Below are 18,356 nucleotides of genomic sequence, written 5' to 3' on the forward strand. Positions count from 1 at the left end.
TTCCCATTTTGTGATCTTGCTCACATATTTATTCTCTTAAAAAAACAAGCGGCCTAAATTTTGCAAAAATTTGCAAGATTTAGGCCGCTTGTAAAAAGATATTGATAATCGGCGTTATTACTTAAAATGAGCGACTAAAATCAATAAATACACGGTGCTTATCATAGCTATAAAATGCGTGATTGCTCCTTGTTCGAGTAAAACTATAAGTCAATCTTGGTGTAATTCCCCAATAGTGTACAGCGCGATGCCAGATTGAACCTTGCAACCCATATTCTTTATTCCGCTGCGTAATTTGGAAGATTGGCATTGGTGCTTTATAACGTTTTTCTGCTAGGCTAACACTAAAACGGGTGGAAAGTCCCCAATTCCATTCTTGTTGCCAGCCAAGATTAACTCCACGGCGGAAGTAACTGTCATCCGCATCTCGAGTGGACATTCGGGTATAATTCACATTGCTAAACCAATACTGTTTAGCATTCACTAAATATACCCCTCCCATAGAAACATAATGATAATTGCCATTAAGATGTTTACGGCTAGTATAACGTTGTTCAGCATATTCATAAGAACTATTAAACTGCCATTTTGAATTTAACCAATGTTGTAGTTCAAGCGTTCCACCTGCTGCTTTAGAAAAACGTTTTAACGTTTCACTTTGGCGGCTACCACCAGCATATAGCGTTTGCTCCATAAAAGGTAAAATCACCAAGTTTGTTTTGGCATTTTGAAAACCTAACCCTAAACTTGAACGTCCAGTCACTTCGTTATATTTACGGTTATCCCAATAATATTTTCCACTGCCATTTAAGCGCAATTCATTGTAAAAACCATTGCCCCAAGACCATTTCTTACCTAGCGCAAGATTAAAGCCTATACCTTCTGCACTTTCACGCTTTGGTGCGCTCCAGTTACCATAAGTCGTCCCTGATTTCGGCGCATTATTAATATTTGGATCATTTAGATAAGTCAACCCGCCGCTTAATGTCCAACGATCTTTACGAGTGATCGCTTCAAGATAATTATCAATTAATACTTGAATTGTTTGTGGCAATGGCTCAGCACGTAGCTTTTTAAATTGATCTTCCGCTGCCTCTAATTCGTTATTTGAAAAAAGTACCGTGGCTAATTGCAAGCGTACTACCTCATTATTCGCATCTTCTGCCAAGATTTCACGGTAAAGTCGAATAGATTGCCTATAATTCTCTTGTTCTCGCGCTAAGATCGCCATTGCCCATTTAGTCGCTAAAGGGTGGCGATATTGCTCTGGTAATTGTTGATAGATAGGAAAAATCAGCGATAAGGTGTCAGCATTACCAGAAAGTAAAGCCGGCTCTAAAGCCCGTATGACTAAATCAGGATGTTGGGCGAGCTGTTCTTTGGTCATACTAATACTATGATTAGCCGTACTTTGCTGCGGTGCTGCTGTTTTCTTTACTGTTGGGAAATCTGGCATTTTTTGCTCAGTTTGAATGCGAGAATCCTCTAGTCGATCGTTAATTTTCTGCTGCTCATTTGCTAAAACTGTACATGCAAGAGTTAAGGAAAGTGATGAAATGAATAATTTTTGCATAGTATTACCGTATAAAAAAGATAAGCGGTTATGACAAGGCCTCCTCCATAACCACTTAAAAATGAGAATAGTTTAGCTTAAAATTAGCTAATAGAAAACTGGCGATGTATTAAATCACCCCATAATGTTCAAGTGCATGTAAAATACCATCTTGATCTATTGGCAATGTGACATAATCTGCGAGAGCCTTCAATGCCGGCTCAGCATTGCCCATCGCTATCCCGATACCAACCTGGCTCAACATCTCCAGATCATTTAAGCCATCACCAAATGCCATTGCTTGTCCCAAGCTAAAGCCAAAGTATCGTAAAACATCTTGAATTCCTTTAGCTTTTGAATTGTGTTTGCTTAGCAGATCAACACCGTCTGTATGCCAACGAACAATTTTTAAATCCTCACCTAAAATACCACTTTCAATAACTTGCTGTTCCTGTGATTCAGAAAAAAAGGCTAATAATTGATAAACTGCTTGCTGATGGTGCAGGTTGGGTTCAACAATATAGTCAGTTTTGATCGGAAAAATTGCATTATGTACCGTTTCTGTTGCACATGACACAGCAATTTCATCATGACTCACCAACGCATACGCAATACCTAATGTATTTAGTTTATCAATTGCCTGTTCAATGCGTTCAAAGGGTAATGGATATTGGCTAATGACTTGATTTTGATAGCAGTTATATTGTCCATTCACACTCACTAATAGTTCAAAGCCATCTTCATTTAATAATGGCTTGAGCGCTTCTGGAAATGCGCCAATACAACGTCCTGTTGCAATTGCGGGAATCACTCCCTTCGCTTTCAAACGAGGAATGACTTGTTCGATGATGGAATTTGGAATACGTTTTTCGGCTTTGAGATAAAGAGTCTCATCAATATCAAAAAAAACAATTTTAGGTTGTGTCTGTAGCATAAATACTCCTCTTGTCGTAGCATTTATTTTAGCGATTTTTTCGATCTCGATCCCAAAATTAGATCAAATCTACTCACAAAAAACTGCTACAGTAAATACTAAATATGGTGTTATAACGAAATAATAGGATGAACTTATTCGCTTTTCGTTGCTTACATTGTGCCGGGCCAATTGCAATCGCTTCACATGGTTTTTGCTCACAGTGCGTAAAATTGCTAGAAAAAAAACCTTACTGCCTACATTGCGGCTCCACATTAACTGAATATCAACCCTATTGTGGTATCTGCCTACAAAACGAACCGAAATGGCAACGTATTTTGCAAATTTCCACCTATAAAGCACCGCTTACCCAGTGGATTCAACGTTTCAAATTCAGAGGAGATTATTGGCTAGATCAAGCACTTGCTCGCTTGCTCCTATTAGAAATTCTCACGCAACGACGAGTGTGTTACTTTCACTTGCCTGAAGCCATTCTACCAGTCCCGCTGTTCTGGCAACGACAGTGGCTTCGAGGCTATAATCAAGCAGAACTAATCGCCCGTCCATTAGCAAAATGGCTCAATATTCCACTTGATACACACAGTTTGCAGCGTATCCGTGCTACAATACCACAACGCAAATTGACCGCGCGAGAACGACGGCAAAATCTACGCGCTGCTTTTCGCTATGCTCCGATTAAACCCTATCAATGTGTTGCAATCGTCGACGATGTCGTCACAACAGGCGCAACACTTAATGCTATTTGTGCCGAATTAAAAAAACAAGGCGTGCGTGAGATTTTAGTTTGGACATTAGCTCGAGCTTAGGCATCGGTTAATAAGCCAGCCTTATTGACTCGCGCTTTTCCAGAATAGCTGTTCACTGCTTTGCCAGATGGTTTCTGCAATCTGCTCTGCGGGCTCTTGGCGCAGTTCACATAATGTTCGAAAAGTAATCTGTAACCGTTCTGGACGATTAGGCTGCCCTTGGAAACCAAAAACCGGCATATCTGGAGAATCTGTTTCTAACAGCAAACTGTCTAATGGCAATTTCCGAATAGCTTCTCGAGTTTTATTTGCTCGAACATAGGTAATTGTTCCCCCCACGCCAATCTTATAGCCTAAATCAACAAAGCGTTTCGCTTGCTCATAACTCCCCGCAAAACCGTGCACAACTCCGGCTCGTGCCAGCTGAGCCTTACGTAAAAATGATGCAAGCACATCGTGACTTTTGCGAGAATGCAAATTAACAGGCAGATGAAAACGCTTGGCAAATGCTAATTGGGCTTCTAAAAACTCACACTGCTTTTGCCATAATATTGGCGTACAAAGCTCAGCAACGTTTTTTTCCAAACCAATTTCTGCCACTGCGGTACAAGCAGGATCCAACTCTGCCAGTTTTTTTTCAAGTAAATCAAGATGTTCACGCTGATGTTGGCGAATAAAGAGAGGGTGTAAACCTAAGCCATATACAATATGCTCAGGGCAAGCTTGGCTACAAGCGCTAACTTTTGCAAAGTTTTCTGCAAAAACCGCTACCACAAGCAAGCGTTCAACCTGCGCCTGTTGTGCATTTTGCTGCAATTGTGAGACAGATACATTTAAGCTTTCCGCAAGGTAGTCTAAGTGAGTATGGCAATCAAAAAATCGCATGTGCTCTTCTTTCTCATTTTACTACAACACAATTAAGCTAATTGCTCCGCTTTTTCTGGCAGCATCACTGGAATACCATTTTCAATTGGATAAGCCACATTAGCAGTGCGACTAATCAAACGATTATGTTCTTTACCCCACTCCAATTTACCATTAGAGATAGGGCAAGCAAGCTGTTCAACTAATTTTTCATTCATCATTTTTTCTCACGATATTTAGAATTGGTTTAAGTAAACAAGCGGTAGATTCTGCAGAAAATTGTACAGAAACAGGTACATACCACCAATTATCTTGTGCAAAATGGCGACATTTCACCGCATCTTTTTCCGTCATTAGCAGTATTTCATCTGATTTGGTTAGTGGCTGTAAACGAGCCAAATCATAAGCTTGGTGATCTGCAAAAGCATGGCGCTGACAAAGTGTCACGCCTAAATTTTCCAGCATAGTAAAAAAACGTGGCGGATACCCAATACCAGCTATCGCCACCACTTTTTTATAGCTAAATTCCTGTAGGGCAAGATGTTCTCCTGTTTTTAAATTTACCGCCATATGAGTTTCAAGCTGCATTAAATGTTCACCTGCTTTTGCATTTTTTCCGTTACAAATTACCGCTTGTACATCTTGCAGACGGCTTGGTAACTCGCGTAACCCACCGGCAGGCAACAGAAAGCCATTACCGAAACGGCGTGTACCATCAATGACAACCCACTCAATATCACGTTGTAAAGCGTAATGTTGCAAACCATCGTCCGCGATAATTAAATCGAGTTCAAATTGGCTGAGCAATAATTCAATGCTCTGCCGACGATTAGGAGCAACTGCAACAGGCACGCCAGTGCGCTGCGCAATCAATACCGGCTCATCCCCCATTTGCTGAGGACTACTTGTTGCGCTAATCAATTGTGGGAAAATTTTATTCTCGCCACCATAGCCTCGCGAAATCACTCCGACTTTTATCCCATGTTGTTGCAATTGTTCAACAAGCCAAATCACTACAGGTGTTTTACCATTGCCACCAACAGAAATATTGCCAACGATTAGCACAGGCACAGGCGCACGATAGCTAGATAAAATATGTTTCGCATACAACCATTTACGACATTGGCTCAGTAGCCAAAATAATAAAGAGAATGGTAAAAGTAGAATGGTAAAAAAATTAAAGGATTGCCAGATTTTCATATAATTCTGCCTAAGCGCTGAGCCGCTGATAATGAGTAAAGAGAGAATTTTGTAAAACTCAGCAGAAAAACCACCGCTTGTTTTCTCTTTGCTCGTTGCTCAATACTGTATGATGCCATAAACGCGCGCCCTTAAAAGGAACGCGCGCGATGTTAATAGGAGAGCTATTTTATTCAATCTTTGGTTTGTCACCTTTTTCCACACAGCCTTTACCAATCGTGACTTTCTTTGCTTTCAGGGTTGGTAAATCGTACATAGTATCTAGCAAGAGATTTTCAACAATAGAACGTAAGCCCCTTGCTCCCGTTTTACGTGAAATTGCCTTTTGAGCAATTGCAATCAGTGCATCTTTGGTGAATACTAACTCTGTGCCTTCCATTTTAAACAGCGCTTGATACTGCTTGATAATCGCATTTTTCGGCTCGGTTAAAATCTTAATTAAAGCTTTTTCATCTAGCTCTGAAAGCGGTGTGATAACAGGTAAACGTCCAATTAACTCCGGAATTAAACCAAATTTGACTAAATCTTCTGGCTCAACTTGTTTGAACAGTTCTGTCAGCTCAACCTTATCACGTTTTTGTTTTAATTCCGCCCCAAAACCAATACTACCTTGTTTATGAGTACGTTTTTCTACTACTTTATCTAAACCATCAAAAGCGCCGCCACAGATAAACAGAATTTTTGACGTATCTACTTGAATGGTTTCTTGTTTAGGATGCTTTCTCGCCCCTTTCGGATTAATATTAGCAATCGTCCCTTCCACCAATTTCAATAGCGCTTGTTGCACCCCTTCACCCGAAACATCGCGTGTCAGCGATGGATTTTCGGATTTACGCGTCAATTTATCAATTTCATCAATAAAGATAATACCACGCTCCGCTTGCTCTACATCAAAGTCGCATTTCATCAGTAATTTTTGGATCACATTTTCTGCATCTTCGCCTACATACCCCGCCTCAGTTAAGGTAGTAGCATCAGAAACAGCAAATGGCACTTTTAGTTGGCGTGCAAGGGTTTCAGCAAGCAAAGTTTTACCACTACCTGTCGGGCCGATAAGCAAAATATTGCTTTTGCCTAATTCCACACCATCGCTTTCCTTATTCTCAGATAAGGCACTGCGTAGGCGTTTATAGTGATTATACACCGCCACTGATAACACTTTTTTAGCGTGCTCTTGCCCAATAACATAATCATCTAAATGTGCATGAATGGCATGTGGCGTTGGCACATTTTCAAAGAAATTACTTGGCGTTATACGATCTTCCTCATCAATTAAAGGCTCTTCCTCACCATTTAATAATGCATAAGATTCATTGATGCATTCATTACAAATATAACCTTCTGTGCCTTCAATTAGTGCATCAACTTCTTTGCGGTTTTTGCCACAAAAACTGCAATGCGGCTCTTGTTCAAAATTACTCATTATTTTTGCTCTCTATGGCTAATTACATCATCAATCAAACCGTATTCTTTCGCTTCTTGGGCCGACATAAAATTATCGCGCTCAGTATCTTTCGCCACTTGCTCATACGGCTTACCAGAATGCTCTGCCATACGTTGCGTTAATGTACGTTTGATTTTTAAAATTTCTTCCGCATGAATTTCAATATCGGTTGCCTGCCCACGATAGCCACCAAGCGGTTGGTGAATCATCACGCGTGCATGTGGCAGAGCAAAACGTTTACCCTTTGCACCACCAGATAATAAAAATGCACCCATTGAACAAGCCTGTCCAATGCAAAGCGTGCTCACGTCTGGCTTAATGAAATTCATGGTGTCATAAATTGCCATACCAGCTGTAACTACACCACCAGGAGAGTTGATATACATATAGATATCTTTTTCAGGATCTTCAGCTTCAAGGAAAAGAAGTTGTGCTACGATTAATTTCGCCATCTCATCCTCTACTCCACCATTTAAAAAAATGATTCGCTCTTTAAGCAGGCGAGAATAGATGTCGTAAGCGCGTTCACCTTTCGCACTCTGCTCAACGACCATAGGAATAACTGACATATTGGTTCCTTACATATAATGAAAAACGTGCAATTCTAACAAACTTTAGAGGTTGCATAAAGTAGCAGGAAAAGTACAATGCGCCTTTTACTTTTAGGGGGATGCCTATGACATTCAACGAAATTGAGCAACAATTTAGCCTTTGCAAATCTTGGGAAGAAAGATACCGCTTGCTTATTCAACTTAGTCGCAGTTTACCCAAATACACGGAAAGCGAGCTTGCCAACTTACCTGAAATTTACGGCTGTGAAAGCAGGCTATGGTTCAAATTCCAAGCAGAGCCACGCCTAATTCAAGCCTATAGTGATGCTCGCTTAATGCAGGGAATACTCGCCATTGTGATAACATTCGTTAATGAGCTTCCTAAGCAAGAATTAGCTAAATTGGATTTACAAGCGGTCTTTAATCAACTAAATATTGCAAAAAATTTAACCAGCACCCGCTTAAATGGCTTAAAGCAAATTAGTGAGATTATTTGCCACAATGCTTATACCCAACCTATTTGACGCAATAAAAATAAACCGATACTAGAGGTAAAAATTGACCCGATAGTCGTAATGCCAATCAAATTAGCGGTGACAGTTGCATCGCCGCCATAATGTCTTACCATCGCATACACCGCAGATGCTACAGGACTAGAAGTCGTCAAAAAGAGAATACCTAGCGAAATTGGATCTAGGTGAAAGCCCCATTTGCCAATCGCAAGCATCAACAATGGCACAATAATTAGCCGTACACTAGCCGATAGAAATACGACTCGGCTTCCTTCGTTTTCTACGGTTGCCGTTGAGCTAAATTTGGTTAATTGCTTGAAATTTAGACTCGCCCCTGTACAAATTAATGCCAACGGTAAACTAATATGCGCGAGGTAATCCGCTGTTTTGCTAAGTGCTGTTGGAATAAATGGAAATAGCTCAAATTCACTCACAATAATTCCCGACATCACCGCGAGAATCAATGGATTTTTCAAAATGGAAAGGGTTAAATTCATTAGGTTCATCTTCTTATCTGATAATGATTTTAGTAATGTCACAACCCCTAGTACATTAAACATAATCACTAACACAGCCACAAATACTGAAATTTTCCCCATAGCACTTGAGCCATAAGCATTCACGGCTAAAGCCAAACCCAAAATCGCCGCATTAGAGCGGAAAGTCCCTTGTGTAAAAATCGCGCGTAAACCACGTGTTTGGATATATTTACCAGCCCACCATTCAGCGATTAAATAGACCAATAGTGTACCTATCGCCCCACTCAAAATCAGATTTATCTGCCCTGAATAATCCGATGGACTACGAGCCACATTGAGAAATAATGTTGCAGGTAAAGCAAAATTAAATACGACTTTAGAGGCCATATTGCAGAAATTATCATCAATCCAACGGCGACGACGCAAAAAAATACCGAGTAAAATCATAAAGATAGTCGGTAATGTTACATTTAAACTAAATTGCAGCGATTCGAGTAACATCAACACTCCCTAGTCGAGCTCTTACCAAAAGAAAGCAGTGTACTCCGAGTCCCGCTATTTGACAATTTTTGCAAGTTTTGTAGCCCGTTCTGCATCTAATAGCGCTAAGCGCGCTAGTGCCTGAGCCATTTTCTCTAACTGGTTAGCCTGCTTGGCACACAATACCATATTTTCTAATGTATCGCCTTGGCGTAGATAAGCTTTTTCTCCTGTAAGTGCTTGCTCAAATTGCGTATAAGCTTGAACAAATTTACCTTGTTGGCATAAAAATGTCCCATAGTTATTGAGCACCTCAGGCAATGGTGAATTTTGCTTAATCTGATGACTTAAACGAATCGCTGCCTGATAACTTTGCTCAGCATGCTGAACATCGCTAAGTTGCTGATAGTAATAAGCTGCAACAAGGTGCGCCAAATAATGTTGGCTGTTATGGCTCAAGGCTTTCTCTATATTCTCTTTCGCTTTTGAGAAATCCTGCTGTTCAAGATAAGCAAGAGCAAGGCTTGCTCGCGCTATTAGTGCTTCATCTCTATCAAAATCAGCTGACGTTTGTGAGTTCACGCAACCACTGAGTGAAAAAATCAGCAAGCAAGCGCTTAAATATTGAGGCAATTTTGCAAAAAACATAGGCACTCCTTTTTATTGAGAGCCTAGCAGTTTGTGAAAAGAAAGGCAGAATTTACACCGAGTTTTGGGAGCAAGATCACAAAAATAGTTTGCTTTTCTTAGCGATTTAACCAATTTCTCAGCATTTGCTCACCATATTCGGTGATAAAAGATTCAGGATGAAATTGTACGGTATAGATAGGCAAACATTGGTGCTGGGTTGCCATCACCACATTTTGATCACATAAACTGGTAACCACAAGCGGTGTGTTTTCTAAAGAATTTTGCAAAATTCCCCAAGAATGGTACAGCCCAATCTTAAATTGCACAGGTAAATCTTTAAATAGTAAATTGGGGCGTAACTGAATCAGTGCCCTCTGTTGCCCATGGCGAACCATGTTTAAATTATAGAGTTTGCCACCAAAAAATTCACATATGGTTTGATGCCCTAAACACACACCCAAAATAGATTTACATTGATAATAGCGTGACAACATCGCAAATAATTTCGGATAAGCACTTGGCACGTCTGGGCCGGGCGAGATCATAATATGGCTGAATTTCTCCACCCTATCAAGATCCAGTTCTTCTATATTAACGACTTCCATCTCTACACCTATTTTGCGAACCAGCTCAACTAAATTGAAGGTGAAGGAATCGTGATTATCGATAATGAGCAACATTGCTTTACTCCGCTAATTCCATGTTGGCTAAATGTTCTGGCGGTTTTTCTACAATCAGTTCTAAGCGACTTGTATCCCAATCATTTTCAAGTAGCTCGATCTGCGGCACACTTTGGCTCGCTTTTGCTGAAAGTTGCTGAAAACGTTCTACTTTTCCGAGTAACCCTTGCTTACCCACCAATGAAGTCACTGTCAGATTATATTGATTGCTTGCAGTATTCAGTGTATTCCCCAATTTGGCTAAACGCTCGGCAATGGTGCAAACTTGATTGTAAATTTCCCCTGCTTTTTCGCTAATTTCGCGAGCCTCTGCATTACCTCGCTCAATCCGCCATAAATTCGCCACTGTACGTAAAATCGGCATTAGCGTTGTATGAGAAACTAAGATCACATTTTTCTCATAGCCATAGTTAAACAGCTGGCTATCGTGTTTCATCGCTTCAATATAGGCAGGCTCAATCGGCACAAATAGTAAAACAAAATCAGGGCTTTTAATACCTATCAGGTTGCTATAGTTTTTCTTTGATAAGCCATCAATATGAGCCCGTAATGAACGGCAATGCTCATCAAGTGCCTGAGAAATTGCAAAATTTTCTTCCGAACGCACCGCTTGATCATAAGCGACTAAAGAAACTTTACTATCAATGATCAAATGCTTATTATCGGGCAATTTCACTACAAAATCAGGCGCAAAACGGTTACCTTCGGCATCTCGATAACTTTCTTGTGCCAGATAATGTTCTCCAGCCAACAAGCCTGCAGATTGTAATGCACTTTCAAGCTGCACTTCCCCCCAATTCCCTGCCACCTTGTTATTACCTTTTAAAGCTGTCGTCAAATTCTGGGCTTCTGCCGACATTGACAAACCGATTTCAAGCACACGTTTAATCTCAGCTTCCAAATTCGCATTACCTTTTATTGCCTCAGAATGCACCTCATTTACCCGCTTCTGAAAACTGTCAATCTGTTCTTTAAATGGCTTCAATAAGAGATCTAAAGCAGTTTGATTACTTTGCGAAAAAGATTGGCTTTTCTCTTCCAAAATCTGCTGGGCAAGATGCTGAAATTCCACATTGAGTTGCTGACGCACCTCAAGAAAATGGCGTTGTTGGCTCTCAAAATTTGCCTGTTTTTCACTTAAAGAGGTGCGTAACTCAACAAGTTCTTGCTGAACATGACTAAGGCGATTGTATAACTCCGCATTCTCTCTATCTTTATGTTGTAAGCTCTGTGTTGCCGCCTGTAGCTGCTCATCTAAGCTTTCCGATTTTGCAACGGCTGCGCCCACTCGCTCTTTGAGTTCATTAATATAGCGTTCAAGCTGATTTTCTTGCTCTTGTGCCAATTCGATTTTCTGCTGTAATTTAGCGATACTCTGTTCTCGTTCACCTAAACGCTCAAGCTGAGTTTGAGCAAGGGTCTGTTGCTGTATGGCAAACTGCTCCAACTGATTTTTCTCAAAACTAAGTTGTTCATGGCGTAGCGAAAGTTGCTCAAACTGTGTTTGAAGCTGTGTGAGATCTTGCTGAAGCTCAAAAGCATCACGTTGTGAATGAGAATGGAAGAAAAACAGAAAAAGGGCGATAAAAGCCAAAACAGCTATCGCCACATAAAGCCAAATGTCATCAATCATTACGAATTAAATACTGTAAAAAAACATAGTATATTCTAGCGGTTATTTGCTCGCCTTGAAAGGCATTTTTATAATGGAAGTTGCCAATTGATCTCGCGAATTCCCTGCGAGCTCAAATATGCGTTCGCTTTAGAAAAATGGCGACACCCCAAAAAACCACGGTGTGCAGAAAGCGGTGATGGATGTGGGGCTGTTAATACATGATGACGATGACGATCAATAAATTGCCCCTTTTTCTGAGCGTGGCTTCCCCAAAGTAGGAAGACTAACTTTTCCCGATGCGAATTAAGTTGCTCAATCACTTTATCAGTAAAACGCTCCCAACCAATGTTTGCGTGAGAATGCGCTTTCCCCTGCTCTACGGTTAAAACAGTATTGAGCAGCAATACTCCTTGCTTTGCCCATTCGACTAAATAACCGTGAGACGGTATTTGAAAACCAACATCTTGTGCTAATTCTTTATAGATATTCACTAATGACGGGGGGGGCGCTATGCTGGGCTTAACAGAAAATGCTAAACCATGTGCTTGATTCAATCCATGATAAGGATCTTGCCCTAAAATAACCACTTTGACATCTGAAAATTCAGTCAGCGCAAAGGCGCTAAAGACTTCACTCTGCGGCGGAAAAATCATTTTTCCCGAGAGTCGTTCATGATGTACAAATTGCAAGATCTGTTGAAAGTAGGGTTGCTGTTTTTCTTCACCAATGGCGTCTTTCCAAGTTTTCATCTTATTCCTCAACTTTTGTTGAAAAGTTCAAAAAATACTAGCGTTATTTTTTAAACAGTGTAAAATGCTCAACAATTTTTGAAACTTTCAACTTTTTTTAAAATTAGGAGCTCTACTATGATTAAAGGTGTTCAAATTACTGCCTCTGATAACAAAAATCTGCTTAACTCTTTCTGGTTATTAGATGAAGAGAAAAACGAAGCACGCTGTCTAGCGGCTAAAGCTGATTACGCAGAAGATCAGGTTGTGGCAATCAGCGAATTAGGTCAAATTAGCTATCGTGAAGTCCCTGTTAATGTTGCCCCAACAATTAAAGTGGAAGGTGGTCAGCACTTAAATGTGAATGTATTACGTCGTGAAACGTTAGAAGACGCAGTGAAAAATCCAGAAAAATATCCACAATTAACCATTCGTGTTTCTGGCTATGCCGTGCGTTTTAACTCGCTAACACCTGAGCAACAACGTGATGTCATTACACGTACTTTCACAGAAAGTCTGTAATTTAAACTTATTCTAATTAAGCCACCTTCGGGTGGCTTTTTTTTTGCAGCAATATCTCCTTCTTATTTGCAGGGAAAGACGGAGATATAAAAAAACCGAGCCAAAGCTCGGTTTTCAAAATCTGAAATTAGCGACGTAAACCTAAACGTGCGATAGTTTCTGAGTATTTAGCAAGATCAGTACGTTTTAAGTAGTCTAATAGTTTACGACGACGTGAAACCATTTTTAATAGACCACGACGACCATGGTGATCTTTTTTATGTACTGCAAAGTGTGCTTGTAAGTGGTTGATCTGTGCAGTTAAAAGTGCGATTTGCACTTCTGAAGAACCAGTATCTTTTGCATCACGACCAAATTCAGCAACGATTTTTGCTTTTGCTTCTACGCTTAGAGACATTTTTTACTCCTAAAAAGTATGTTTAAATTCATCAACAGCCGATCTCTAATTCAGCTGTGACACGGAAGCTGTGGATTATACGGCAAGCGGATAAAAAATCAATGATTTTTACTTTGCGGTGTTAAATACTCTTCCCGATTAGGATCTACGGCTTTAGCTTTTCGAATCATCGGCTCAACCGTTGAACCTTGCACTAAAATTGAGAACATGACGACTGAATACGTCATTACCAGCACTAACTCTTTCACGTCAATCCCATTCACAAAAGCGGTTTTTGATGGAATCGAAAGCGCCATCGCCAGTGCTAACCCTCCTCGTAGCCCGCCCCATGTCATAATTTTTAAAGTATAAGGATTATAGGTACGCACTCGTTTAAGTAATTGGAAAGGTATCCAAAGACTTGCATAACGCGCTGCCAAGCAAACAGGCACCGCAACAAGCATCAAAATAATACCGTAGATATTAAAATCAATCAGCAACAATGCAAAACCAATGAGAAAGAATAACAACGCATTTAAGAAGTGATCGATCATCTCCCAAAAGTGATCAAGGTAACGCTGGCTCTGTTCAGAAAAGCCTGAACGGCGTGTCCAGTTACCAATCATAATGCCAGAAACAACCATCGCGAGCGCACCAGAAACATGCAATACATTGGTTGCAAACATAAAACCTGCTGTAGGAATGGTTAAAGTCAATAAAATTTCTAAACTTCCATCATCGGTGTTAGCAATTAAAATATGTGCAATAAAACCGAGCACAAAACCAAACAGAATTCCGCCAATCGCTTCATGTAAGAATAACCCCATAATGCCTGAGAAGCTGGCTTCTTGCCCCCCAAAAGCAACAGCTAACAGGGTAACAAAGACCACTAAACCTACCCCATCATTAAACAACGATTCGCCTTCTACCTGAATAGCAATCCGTTTTGGTGCGCGCAAATTTTTTATAATGGCAATCACGGCTATCGGGTCGTTTGGTGAAATCAGTGAACCGAATAAAACACAATAGATAAAATCAATCGGGAGCCCAATTAAATGGCAAAAACCATAAATCATTGAGCCAATAAAGAAAGTAGAAGCAATGGTAGAAAAGAGTGCAAAAGTAGCAATTTCCCATTTTTGGTCTTTCAGTAAAGGCAGTTTTATCCCGAGCGAACCAGCAAATAGTAAGAATCCTAAAATCCCGTTGAGTAAGAAACTTTTAAAATCGATCTGCTCCATCACTTCTTTCGCGACAGTATCAATATTAAACCAACCAAACGCACCAAATAGCAAAACAATCAAAGAACTCACCATCGCGGCGGCAGTAATTGCAATGGTCGATTGCACCTTATCACTGATTTTGCTGGTAACAAAACCGAGTAAAATTGAGAACGCCGATAAAAAACAGATATAGGCGTAAATTCCCATAAAAAATCCTTATAAATGAATAACCAAACGGTGAGAATTAAAACAAAAATCCCTTATAAAAGCAAAAATTTCCCACGACAAGCGCTCGTTTTTTCCAAAAATTTTGCAAATGTACTAATGAAAATTCGAATTTGAGAATTGGTTGCTTTAACGTATAATCTGCGAAATTTTTTATTTTAATTAGGAAAGAATAATGATCGAGAAAATGCACGATAAGACGAACAGCCCTCTGTTCAAAATTATTTTTGCTTTGGTTTCGCTCTCTTTTGTACTGGGGGGAATTGGTGGGGGATTAATGCTCCAAGATCACTCTGCAGTCAAAGTTAATGGCGAAGAGATCTCTCAACAACAGTTTATCCAAGCGAAAAACCGTGAACAGAATTTACGCAATGCTCAAGAAGGTGAAAAATTCTGGGATAAATTAGACGATCCTGCATATGTGCAAGCATTTAACAATGATGTATTCAATCAATTAATTAATGATGAATTGTTACGTCAATATGCCAGCGATCTCAAGCTAAATATCAGCGCAGAACAAGTTAAATCGCAAATCGTCCATACACCAGCATTTCAGCAAAATGGTAAATTTGACAATGCGCTTTATCTACAAACCCTACGCAACAACGGCATCAGCGCTGAACATTATGCAGCCATTGTCGCACAAGGTATGTTAATGTCGCAGTTACAAGAAGGTATTATTACCAGTAATTTTAGTGTACCAGCCCAACAAGAATTGTTAGCCAAATTACTATTACAAAAACGCCACATTCGCATTGCAACTTACCCAATTGCAAATGAAATCGCAGAGCAAAGTGCGACGGATGAAGAAATTCAAGCATTCTATCAAAAGCATCAAAACAGCTTTAAAACACCTGAAAAATTCACCGTGGAGTATATTGAATTCAGCCCGCAGGATGTTGCTTCAAAAGTAGAAGTTTCAGACGCTCAAATTGAAACCTACTACCAAACCAACAAAGCCAACTATGTTTCTAGCGCAGAATCACAGCTCGCGCATATCCAAGTTGCCAATGAGCAAGATGCAAATGCCGTGTTGCAAGCGCTCAAAAATGGTGAAGATTTTGCCAAATTAGCCCAAGAAAAATCGCTTGATAAAGGCTCAGCCGCTCAAGGTGGTGATTTAGGTTGGGCGAAGGCTGGCACCTACCCAGCGGCATTCGAAGCTGCCGCAAGCGGATTAAAAGTCGGAGAAACTAGCCAAGCAGTAAAAATTGATAACGCTTACCACATTATCAAATTACTCAATCACAAAGGCGAAAAAAATATCCCACTTGAGCAAGTAAAACAACAAATTGCAGACACAATCCGACAAGAACTGATTCAAAGCGAATATGCCAATACGGCTCGTGAAATGGCAAAAACTGCCTATGACAACAGCGGCTCTTTAGCAGATATTGCAAAATTAGGCGGAGTTACAGTTCAAACCACTGAAGAATTCACTGCTGACAATGTACCAACAGCCTTAAACGATGAAAAAGTATTAAAAGTGCTATTTAATAGTGATTTACGTCGTAATGGGCAAGTTTCTGAAGGCATTGAATTAGGTAATGGTAGCGAAGCGAAAACCTTGTTTTTACGTGTTAGCCAATATCAAGCGGAAAGAACTCAAAGCTTAGACGAGGCAAAAACAGCCGTAAGCGAAGCTGTAAAACTGGAGAAAGCCAATATCGCGCTACAAACAAAAGTTGAAAACGAACTAAAAGCATTGCAAGCAGGCGAAAGCAATAGTACTACTTTCTCCCCTTCATTGGAAATCATCTTTGCACAGGCACAAATTCAACAACCAGAAATTGCCGATACTGTGTTTTCAATGCCAAAACCTACAGATAAGCCAAGCTACCGTATAGCACGTGACAGCCATGGTGATATGCTTATTATTGCATTAGATAAAATTGAAGATGGGGATAAAGCGCAATTTGATACGGTTGCCAGCCAATTTGCTGCAGCAGAACAAGTATTATTATTTAATAATGTAGTACAAGATCTGCGTGATCGTGCCAAAATTGAAATTAACCAAGAATTTATTGAGCAACAACAAAATAGCTCACATTAATAAAATTAAAGGCTCTAGCATCGTTGGAGCCTTTTAGTTCGATAGCTTGACACTTTACAAATTCGGGGTAGAATTTGTAACAATTTTTTAATCTTCGGGGCAGGGTGAAATTCCCGATCGGCGGTAAAGTCCGCGAGCAACGAAAAAGGTTGCAGGATTTGGTGAAATTCCAAAACCGACAGTATAGTCTGGATAGGAGAAGAGTAAGAATGTGTGCAATGTTGCGCGCATTTTCTATGCTTTCGCACGCCTTGAGATCACTGATTTCAAGGCGTTTTTTATATTTCCCTCTCCCTGTTTTGCTTTTGAGTAAAGCAAAAAGTCCCTCTCCCCACGGGGTGAAGGTGGAGAAAATCCGTTAAGATTTTCGGAGGAAGCGGGGAGAAACGTCCATTCTACCCCACCCATTTAAAAATTTCTAATGAACGATTTTGATTATATGCGTCGTGCGATCACGCTTGCAGAAAAAGCACGTGGTTGGACAAATCCGAATCCGCTTGTCGGCTGTGTGATTGTCAAAAATGGTGAAATTATTGCCGAAGGTTATCACGAACGCTGTGGCGGTTGGCACGCTGAACGCAATGCGATTTTAAAAGCCCAAGCAGATCTGAGCGGTGCGACGGCCTACGTTACCCTTGAACCTTGTTGTCATCACGGTAAAACGCCACCTTGCTCCGATTTGTTGATTGAGCGTGGTATCAAAAAAGTGGTGATTGGCTCACGAGATCCCAATCCGCTGGTCTCTGGCAAAGGTGCTGAACAACTTCGCCAAGCAGGGATGGAAGTCGTGGAAGATTTTTTAAAAGAAGAATGCGATGCGTTAAACCCCATTTTTTTCCACTATATTCAAACCAAACGCCCTTATGTCTTGCTCAAATATGCAATGACCGCAGACGGTAAAATCGCCACTAGCGGTGGACAATCCAAATGGATTACTGGCGAACAAGCAAGAAAAAATGTGCAACGCACTCGCCACGAATACAGTGCGATTATGGTTGGGGTGGAAACCGTATTGGCAGACGATCCTATGCTCAATAGCCGAATGGAAAACGCCAAACAACCTGTGCGGATTGTGTGCGATAGTCAACTACGCACGCCATTGGAAAGCCAGTTAGTCCAAACCGCTAAACAGTATCGTACCATTATCGCCACCCTTTGCGATGATGCAAAAAAATGCGAAAAATATACCGCTTGTGGCGTGGAAATTTTACGCACAAAAGCAAAAGACAAGCGGGTAGATTTGAGCGATCTTTTGCAAAAATTAGGCGAAATGGGCATAGATAGCCTCTTGATTGAAGGCGGTTCACAACTGAATTTCAGTGTATTAGCACAAGGCTTGATCAATCGAGTGCATTGCTACATTGCGCCAAAATTAGTGGGCGGTATGAGTGCTAAAACACCAATCGGCGGGGCGGGCATTGCAGAAATTGCCCATGCAGTGAAATTAACAAATCCGAAAATTTCACAAATTGGCGAAGATATTTTAATCGATTACGAAGTAGAACAGTAGGGACGCCACGCTGGCGTCCGCATAAATAGCGG

Annotated in this window: 19 protein-coding genes and 1 riboswitch; of the genes, 5 read left to right on the forward strand and 14 right to left on the reverse strand. The window is 40.5% G+C overall.

From position 1 onward, the window contains the following. Nucleotides 1-121: 121 nt before the first annotated feature. Nucleotides 122-1,573: a porin family protein gene (locus EDC51_RS05990; protein WP_025289753.1), complete on the reverse strand. Its 1,452-nt coding sequence runs from the start codon at nucleotides 1,571-1,573 to the stop codon at nucleotides 122-124. A 109-nt stretch (nucleotides 1,574-1,682) separates the two neighbouring features. Next, a complete protein-coding gene (locus EDC51_RS05995; protein WP_025266797.1) occupies nucleotides 1,683-2,486 on the reverse strand; it encodes a Cof-type HAD-IIB family hydrolase in 804 nt (267 codons plus the stop codon). A 128-nt stretch (nucleotides 2,487-2,614) separates the two neighbouring features. Here EDC51_RS05995 and EDC51_RS06000 point away from each other — a divergent pair, with 128 nt between their 5' ends. Next, nucleotides 2,615-3,292 (forward strand): ComF family protein, encoded by a 678-nt coding sequence (locus EDC51_RS06000; protein WP_125135128.1) that lies wholly within the window; start codon nucleotides 2,615-2,617, stop codon nucleotides 3,290-3,292. A gap of 21 nt (nucleotides 3,293-3,313) precedes the next feature. Here the strand turns inward: EDC51_RS06000 and EDC51_RS06005 are convergent, their stop codons facing one another. The 5 genes from EDC51_RS06005 to clpP all read right to left on the reverse strand — a co-directional run bounded on the left by EDC51_RS06005 (nucleotide 3,314) and on the right by clpP (nucleotide 7,309). Beyond that, the gene (locus EDC51_RS06005) at nucleotides 3,314-4,117 is read right to left on the reverse strand and encodes a TatD family hydrolase (RefSeq protein ID WP_131928447.1); all 804 of its coding nucleotides are present in this window, start codon (nucleotides 4,115-4,117) and stop codon (nucleotides 3,314-3,316) included. A 32-nt stretch (nucleotides 4,118-4,149) separates the two neighbouring features. Then, the gene (locus tag EDC51_RS06010; RefSeq protein ID WP_131928533.1) at nucleotides 4,150-4,314 is read right to left on the reverse strand and encodes a Trm112 family protein; all 165 of its coding nucleotides are present in this window, start codon (nucleotides 4,312-4,314) and stop codon (nucleotides 4,150-4,152) included. Further along, nucleotides 4,307-5,296 carry a tetraacyldisaccharide 4'-kinase gene (gene lpxK / locus EDC51_RS06015; protein ID WP_131928448.1) on the reverse strand — a complete coding sequence of 330 codons (990 nt, stop codon included), beginning with the start codon at nucleotides 5,294-5,296 and terminating at the stop codon, nucleotides 4,307-4,309. The genes EDC51_RS06010 and lpxK overlap by 8 nt, the downstream gene beginning before the upstream one ends. Nucleotides 5,297-5,465: 169 nt before the next feature. Further along, complete coding sequence (gene clpX, locus EDC51_RS06020) at nucleotides 5,466-6,719, reverse strand: ATP-dependent protease ATP-binding subunit ClpX (protein ID WP_131928449.1); 1,254 nt, start codon at nucleotides 6,717-6,719, stop codon at nucleotides 5,466-5,468. Further along, entirely contained in the window at nucleotides 6,719-7,309 is a 591-nt protein-coding gene (gene clpP, locus EDC51_RS06025; RefSeq protein ID WP_025266793.1) for an ATP-dependent Clp endopeptidase proteolytic subunit ClpP, read from the reverse strand. The genes clpX and clpP overlap by 1 nt, the downstream gene beginning before the upstream one ends. A 107-nt stretch (nucleotides 7,310-7,416) precedes the next feature. On the opposite strand from clpP, the gene EDC51_RS06030 reads away from it, so the two are divergent. After that, nucleotides 7,417-7,815, forward strand: coding sequence for a SufE family protein (locus EDC51_RS06030; protein WP_015433242.1), 399 nt, complete (start codon nucleotides 7,417-7,419; stop codon nucleotides 7,813-7,815). Here the strand turns inward: EDC51_RS06030 and EDC51_RS06035 are convergent. The 5 genes from EDC51_RS06035 to ung all read right to left on the reverse strand — a co-directional run bounded on the left by EDC51_RS06035 (nucleotide 7,797) and on the right by ung (nucleotide 12,436). Continuing rightward, nucleotides 7,797-8,783: an AEC family transporter gene (locus EDC51_RS06035; RefSeq protein ID WP_025266792.1), complete on the reverse strand. Its 987-nt coding sequence runs from the start codon at nucleotides 8,781-8,783 to the stop codon at nucleotides 7,797-7,799. The two genes, EDC51_RS06030 and EDC51_RS06035, sit on opposite strands and share 19 nt — an antisense overlap. Before the next feature lie 54 nt (nucleotides 8,784-8,837). After that, on the reverse strand, nucleotides 8,838-9,410 hold the full coding sequence (locus EDC51_RS06040) for a tetratricopeptide repeat protein (protein ID WP_015433244.1): 573 nt from the start codon (nucleotides 9,408-9,410) through the stop codon (nucleotides 8,838-8,840). A gap of 98 nt (nucleotides 9,411-9,508) precedes the next feature. Then, the gene (locus EDC51_RS06045; RefSeq protein ID WP_131928450.1) at nucleotides 9,509-10,072 is read right to left on the reverse strand and encodes an anthranilate synthase component II; all 564 of its coding nucleotides are present in this window, start codon (nucleotides 10,070-10,072) and stop codon (nucleotides 9,509-9,511) included. 4 nt (nucleotides 10,073-10,076) lie between these two features. Continuing rightward, nucleotides 10,077-11,705, reverse strand: coding sequence for a DNA recombination protein RmuC (rmuC, locus tag EDC51_RS06050; protein ID WP_131928451.1), 1,629 nt, complete (start codon nucleotides 11,703-11,705; stop codon nucleotides 10,077-10,079). Nucleotides 11,706-11,773: 68 nt separating this feature from the next. Continuing rightward, the gene (gene ung / locus EDC51_RS06055) at nucleotides 11,774-12,436 is read right to left on the reverse strand and encodes a uracil-DNA glycosylase (RefSeq protein WP_015433247.1); all 663 of its coding nucleotides are present in this window, start codon (nucleotides 12,434-12,436) and stop codon (nucleotides 11,774-11,776) included. 117 nt (nucleotides 12,437-12,553) lie between these two features. On the opposite strand from ung, the gene grcA reads away from it, so the two are divergent. After that, nucleotides 12,554-12,937: an autonomous glycyl radical cofactor GrcA gene (gene grcA, locus EDC51_RS06060; protein ID WP_015433248.1), complete on the forward strand. Its 384-nt coding sequence runs from the start codon at nucleotides 12,554-12,556 to the stop codon at nucleotides 12,935-12,937. 127 nt (nucleotides 12,938-13,064) lie between these two features. Here grcA and rpsO read toward each other — a convergent pair whose 3' ends face one another. Both rpsO and EDC51_RS06070 read right to left on the reverse strand, forming a co-directional pair. Continuing rightward, nucleotides 13,065-13,334, reverse strand: a complete 270-nt coding sequence (rpsO, locus tag EDC51_RS06065) for a 30S ribosomal protein S15 (RefSeq protein ID WP_015433249.1) — start codon at nucleotides 13,332-13,334, stop codon at nucleotides 13,065-13,067. A gap of 98 nt (nucleotides 13,335-13,432) precedes the next feature. Continuing rightward, complete coding sequence (locus EDC51_RS06070) at nucleotides 13,433-14,743, reverse strand: cation:proton antiporter (RefSeq protein WP_015433250.1); 1,311 nt, start codon at nucleotides 14,741-14,743, stop codon at nucleotides 13,433-13,435. A gap of 193 nt (nucleotides 14,744-14,936) precedes the next feature. Here EDC51_RS06070 and EDC51_RS06075 point away from each other — a divergent pair, with 193 nt between their 5' ends. Together EDC51_RS06075 and ribD are read left to right on the forward strand one after the other, a co-directional pair. Further along, complete coding sequence (locus EDC51_RS06075; protein ID WP_131928452.1) at nucleotides 14,937-16,814, forward strand: SurA N-terminal domain-containing protein; 1,878 nt, start codon at nucleotides 14,937-14,939, stop codon at nucleotides 16,812-16,814. Nucleotides 16,815-16,900: 86 nt separating this feature from the next. After that, a riboswitch (FMN riboswitch) is annotated at nucleotides 16,901-17,022 on the forward strand. Between the two features lie 213 nt (nucleotides 17,023-17,235). After that, nucleotides 17,236-18,324 (forward strand): bifunctional diaminohydroxyphosphoribosylaminopyrimidine deaminase/5-amino-6-(5-phosphoribosylamino)uracil reductase RibD, encoded by a 1,089-nt coding sequence (gene ribD, locus EDC51_RS06080; RefSeq protein WP_131928453.1) that lies wholly within the window; start codon nucleotides 17,236-17,238, stop codon nucleotides 18,322-18,324. The last annotated feature ends 32 nt before the right edge of the window (nucleotides 18,325-18,356 follow it).

Source organism: Bibersteinia trehalosi (assembly GCF_004346205.1).
Classification (GTDB): domain Bacteria; phylum Pseudomonadota; class Gammaproteobacteria; order Enterobacterales; family Pasteurellaceae; genus Bibersteinia; species Bibersteinia trehalosi.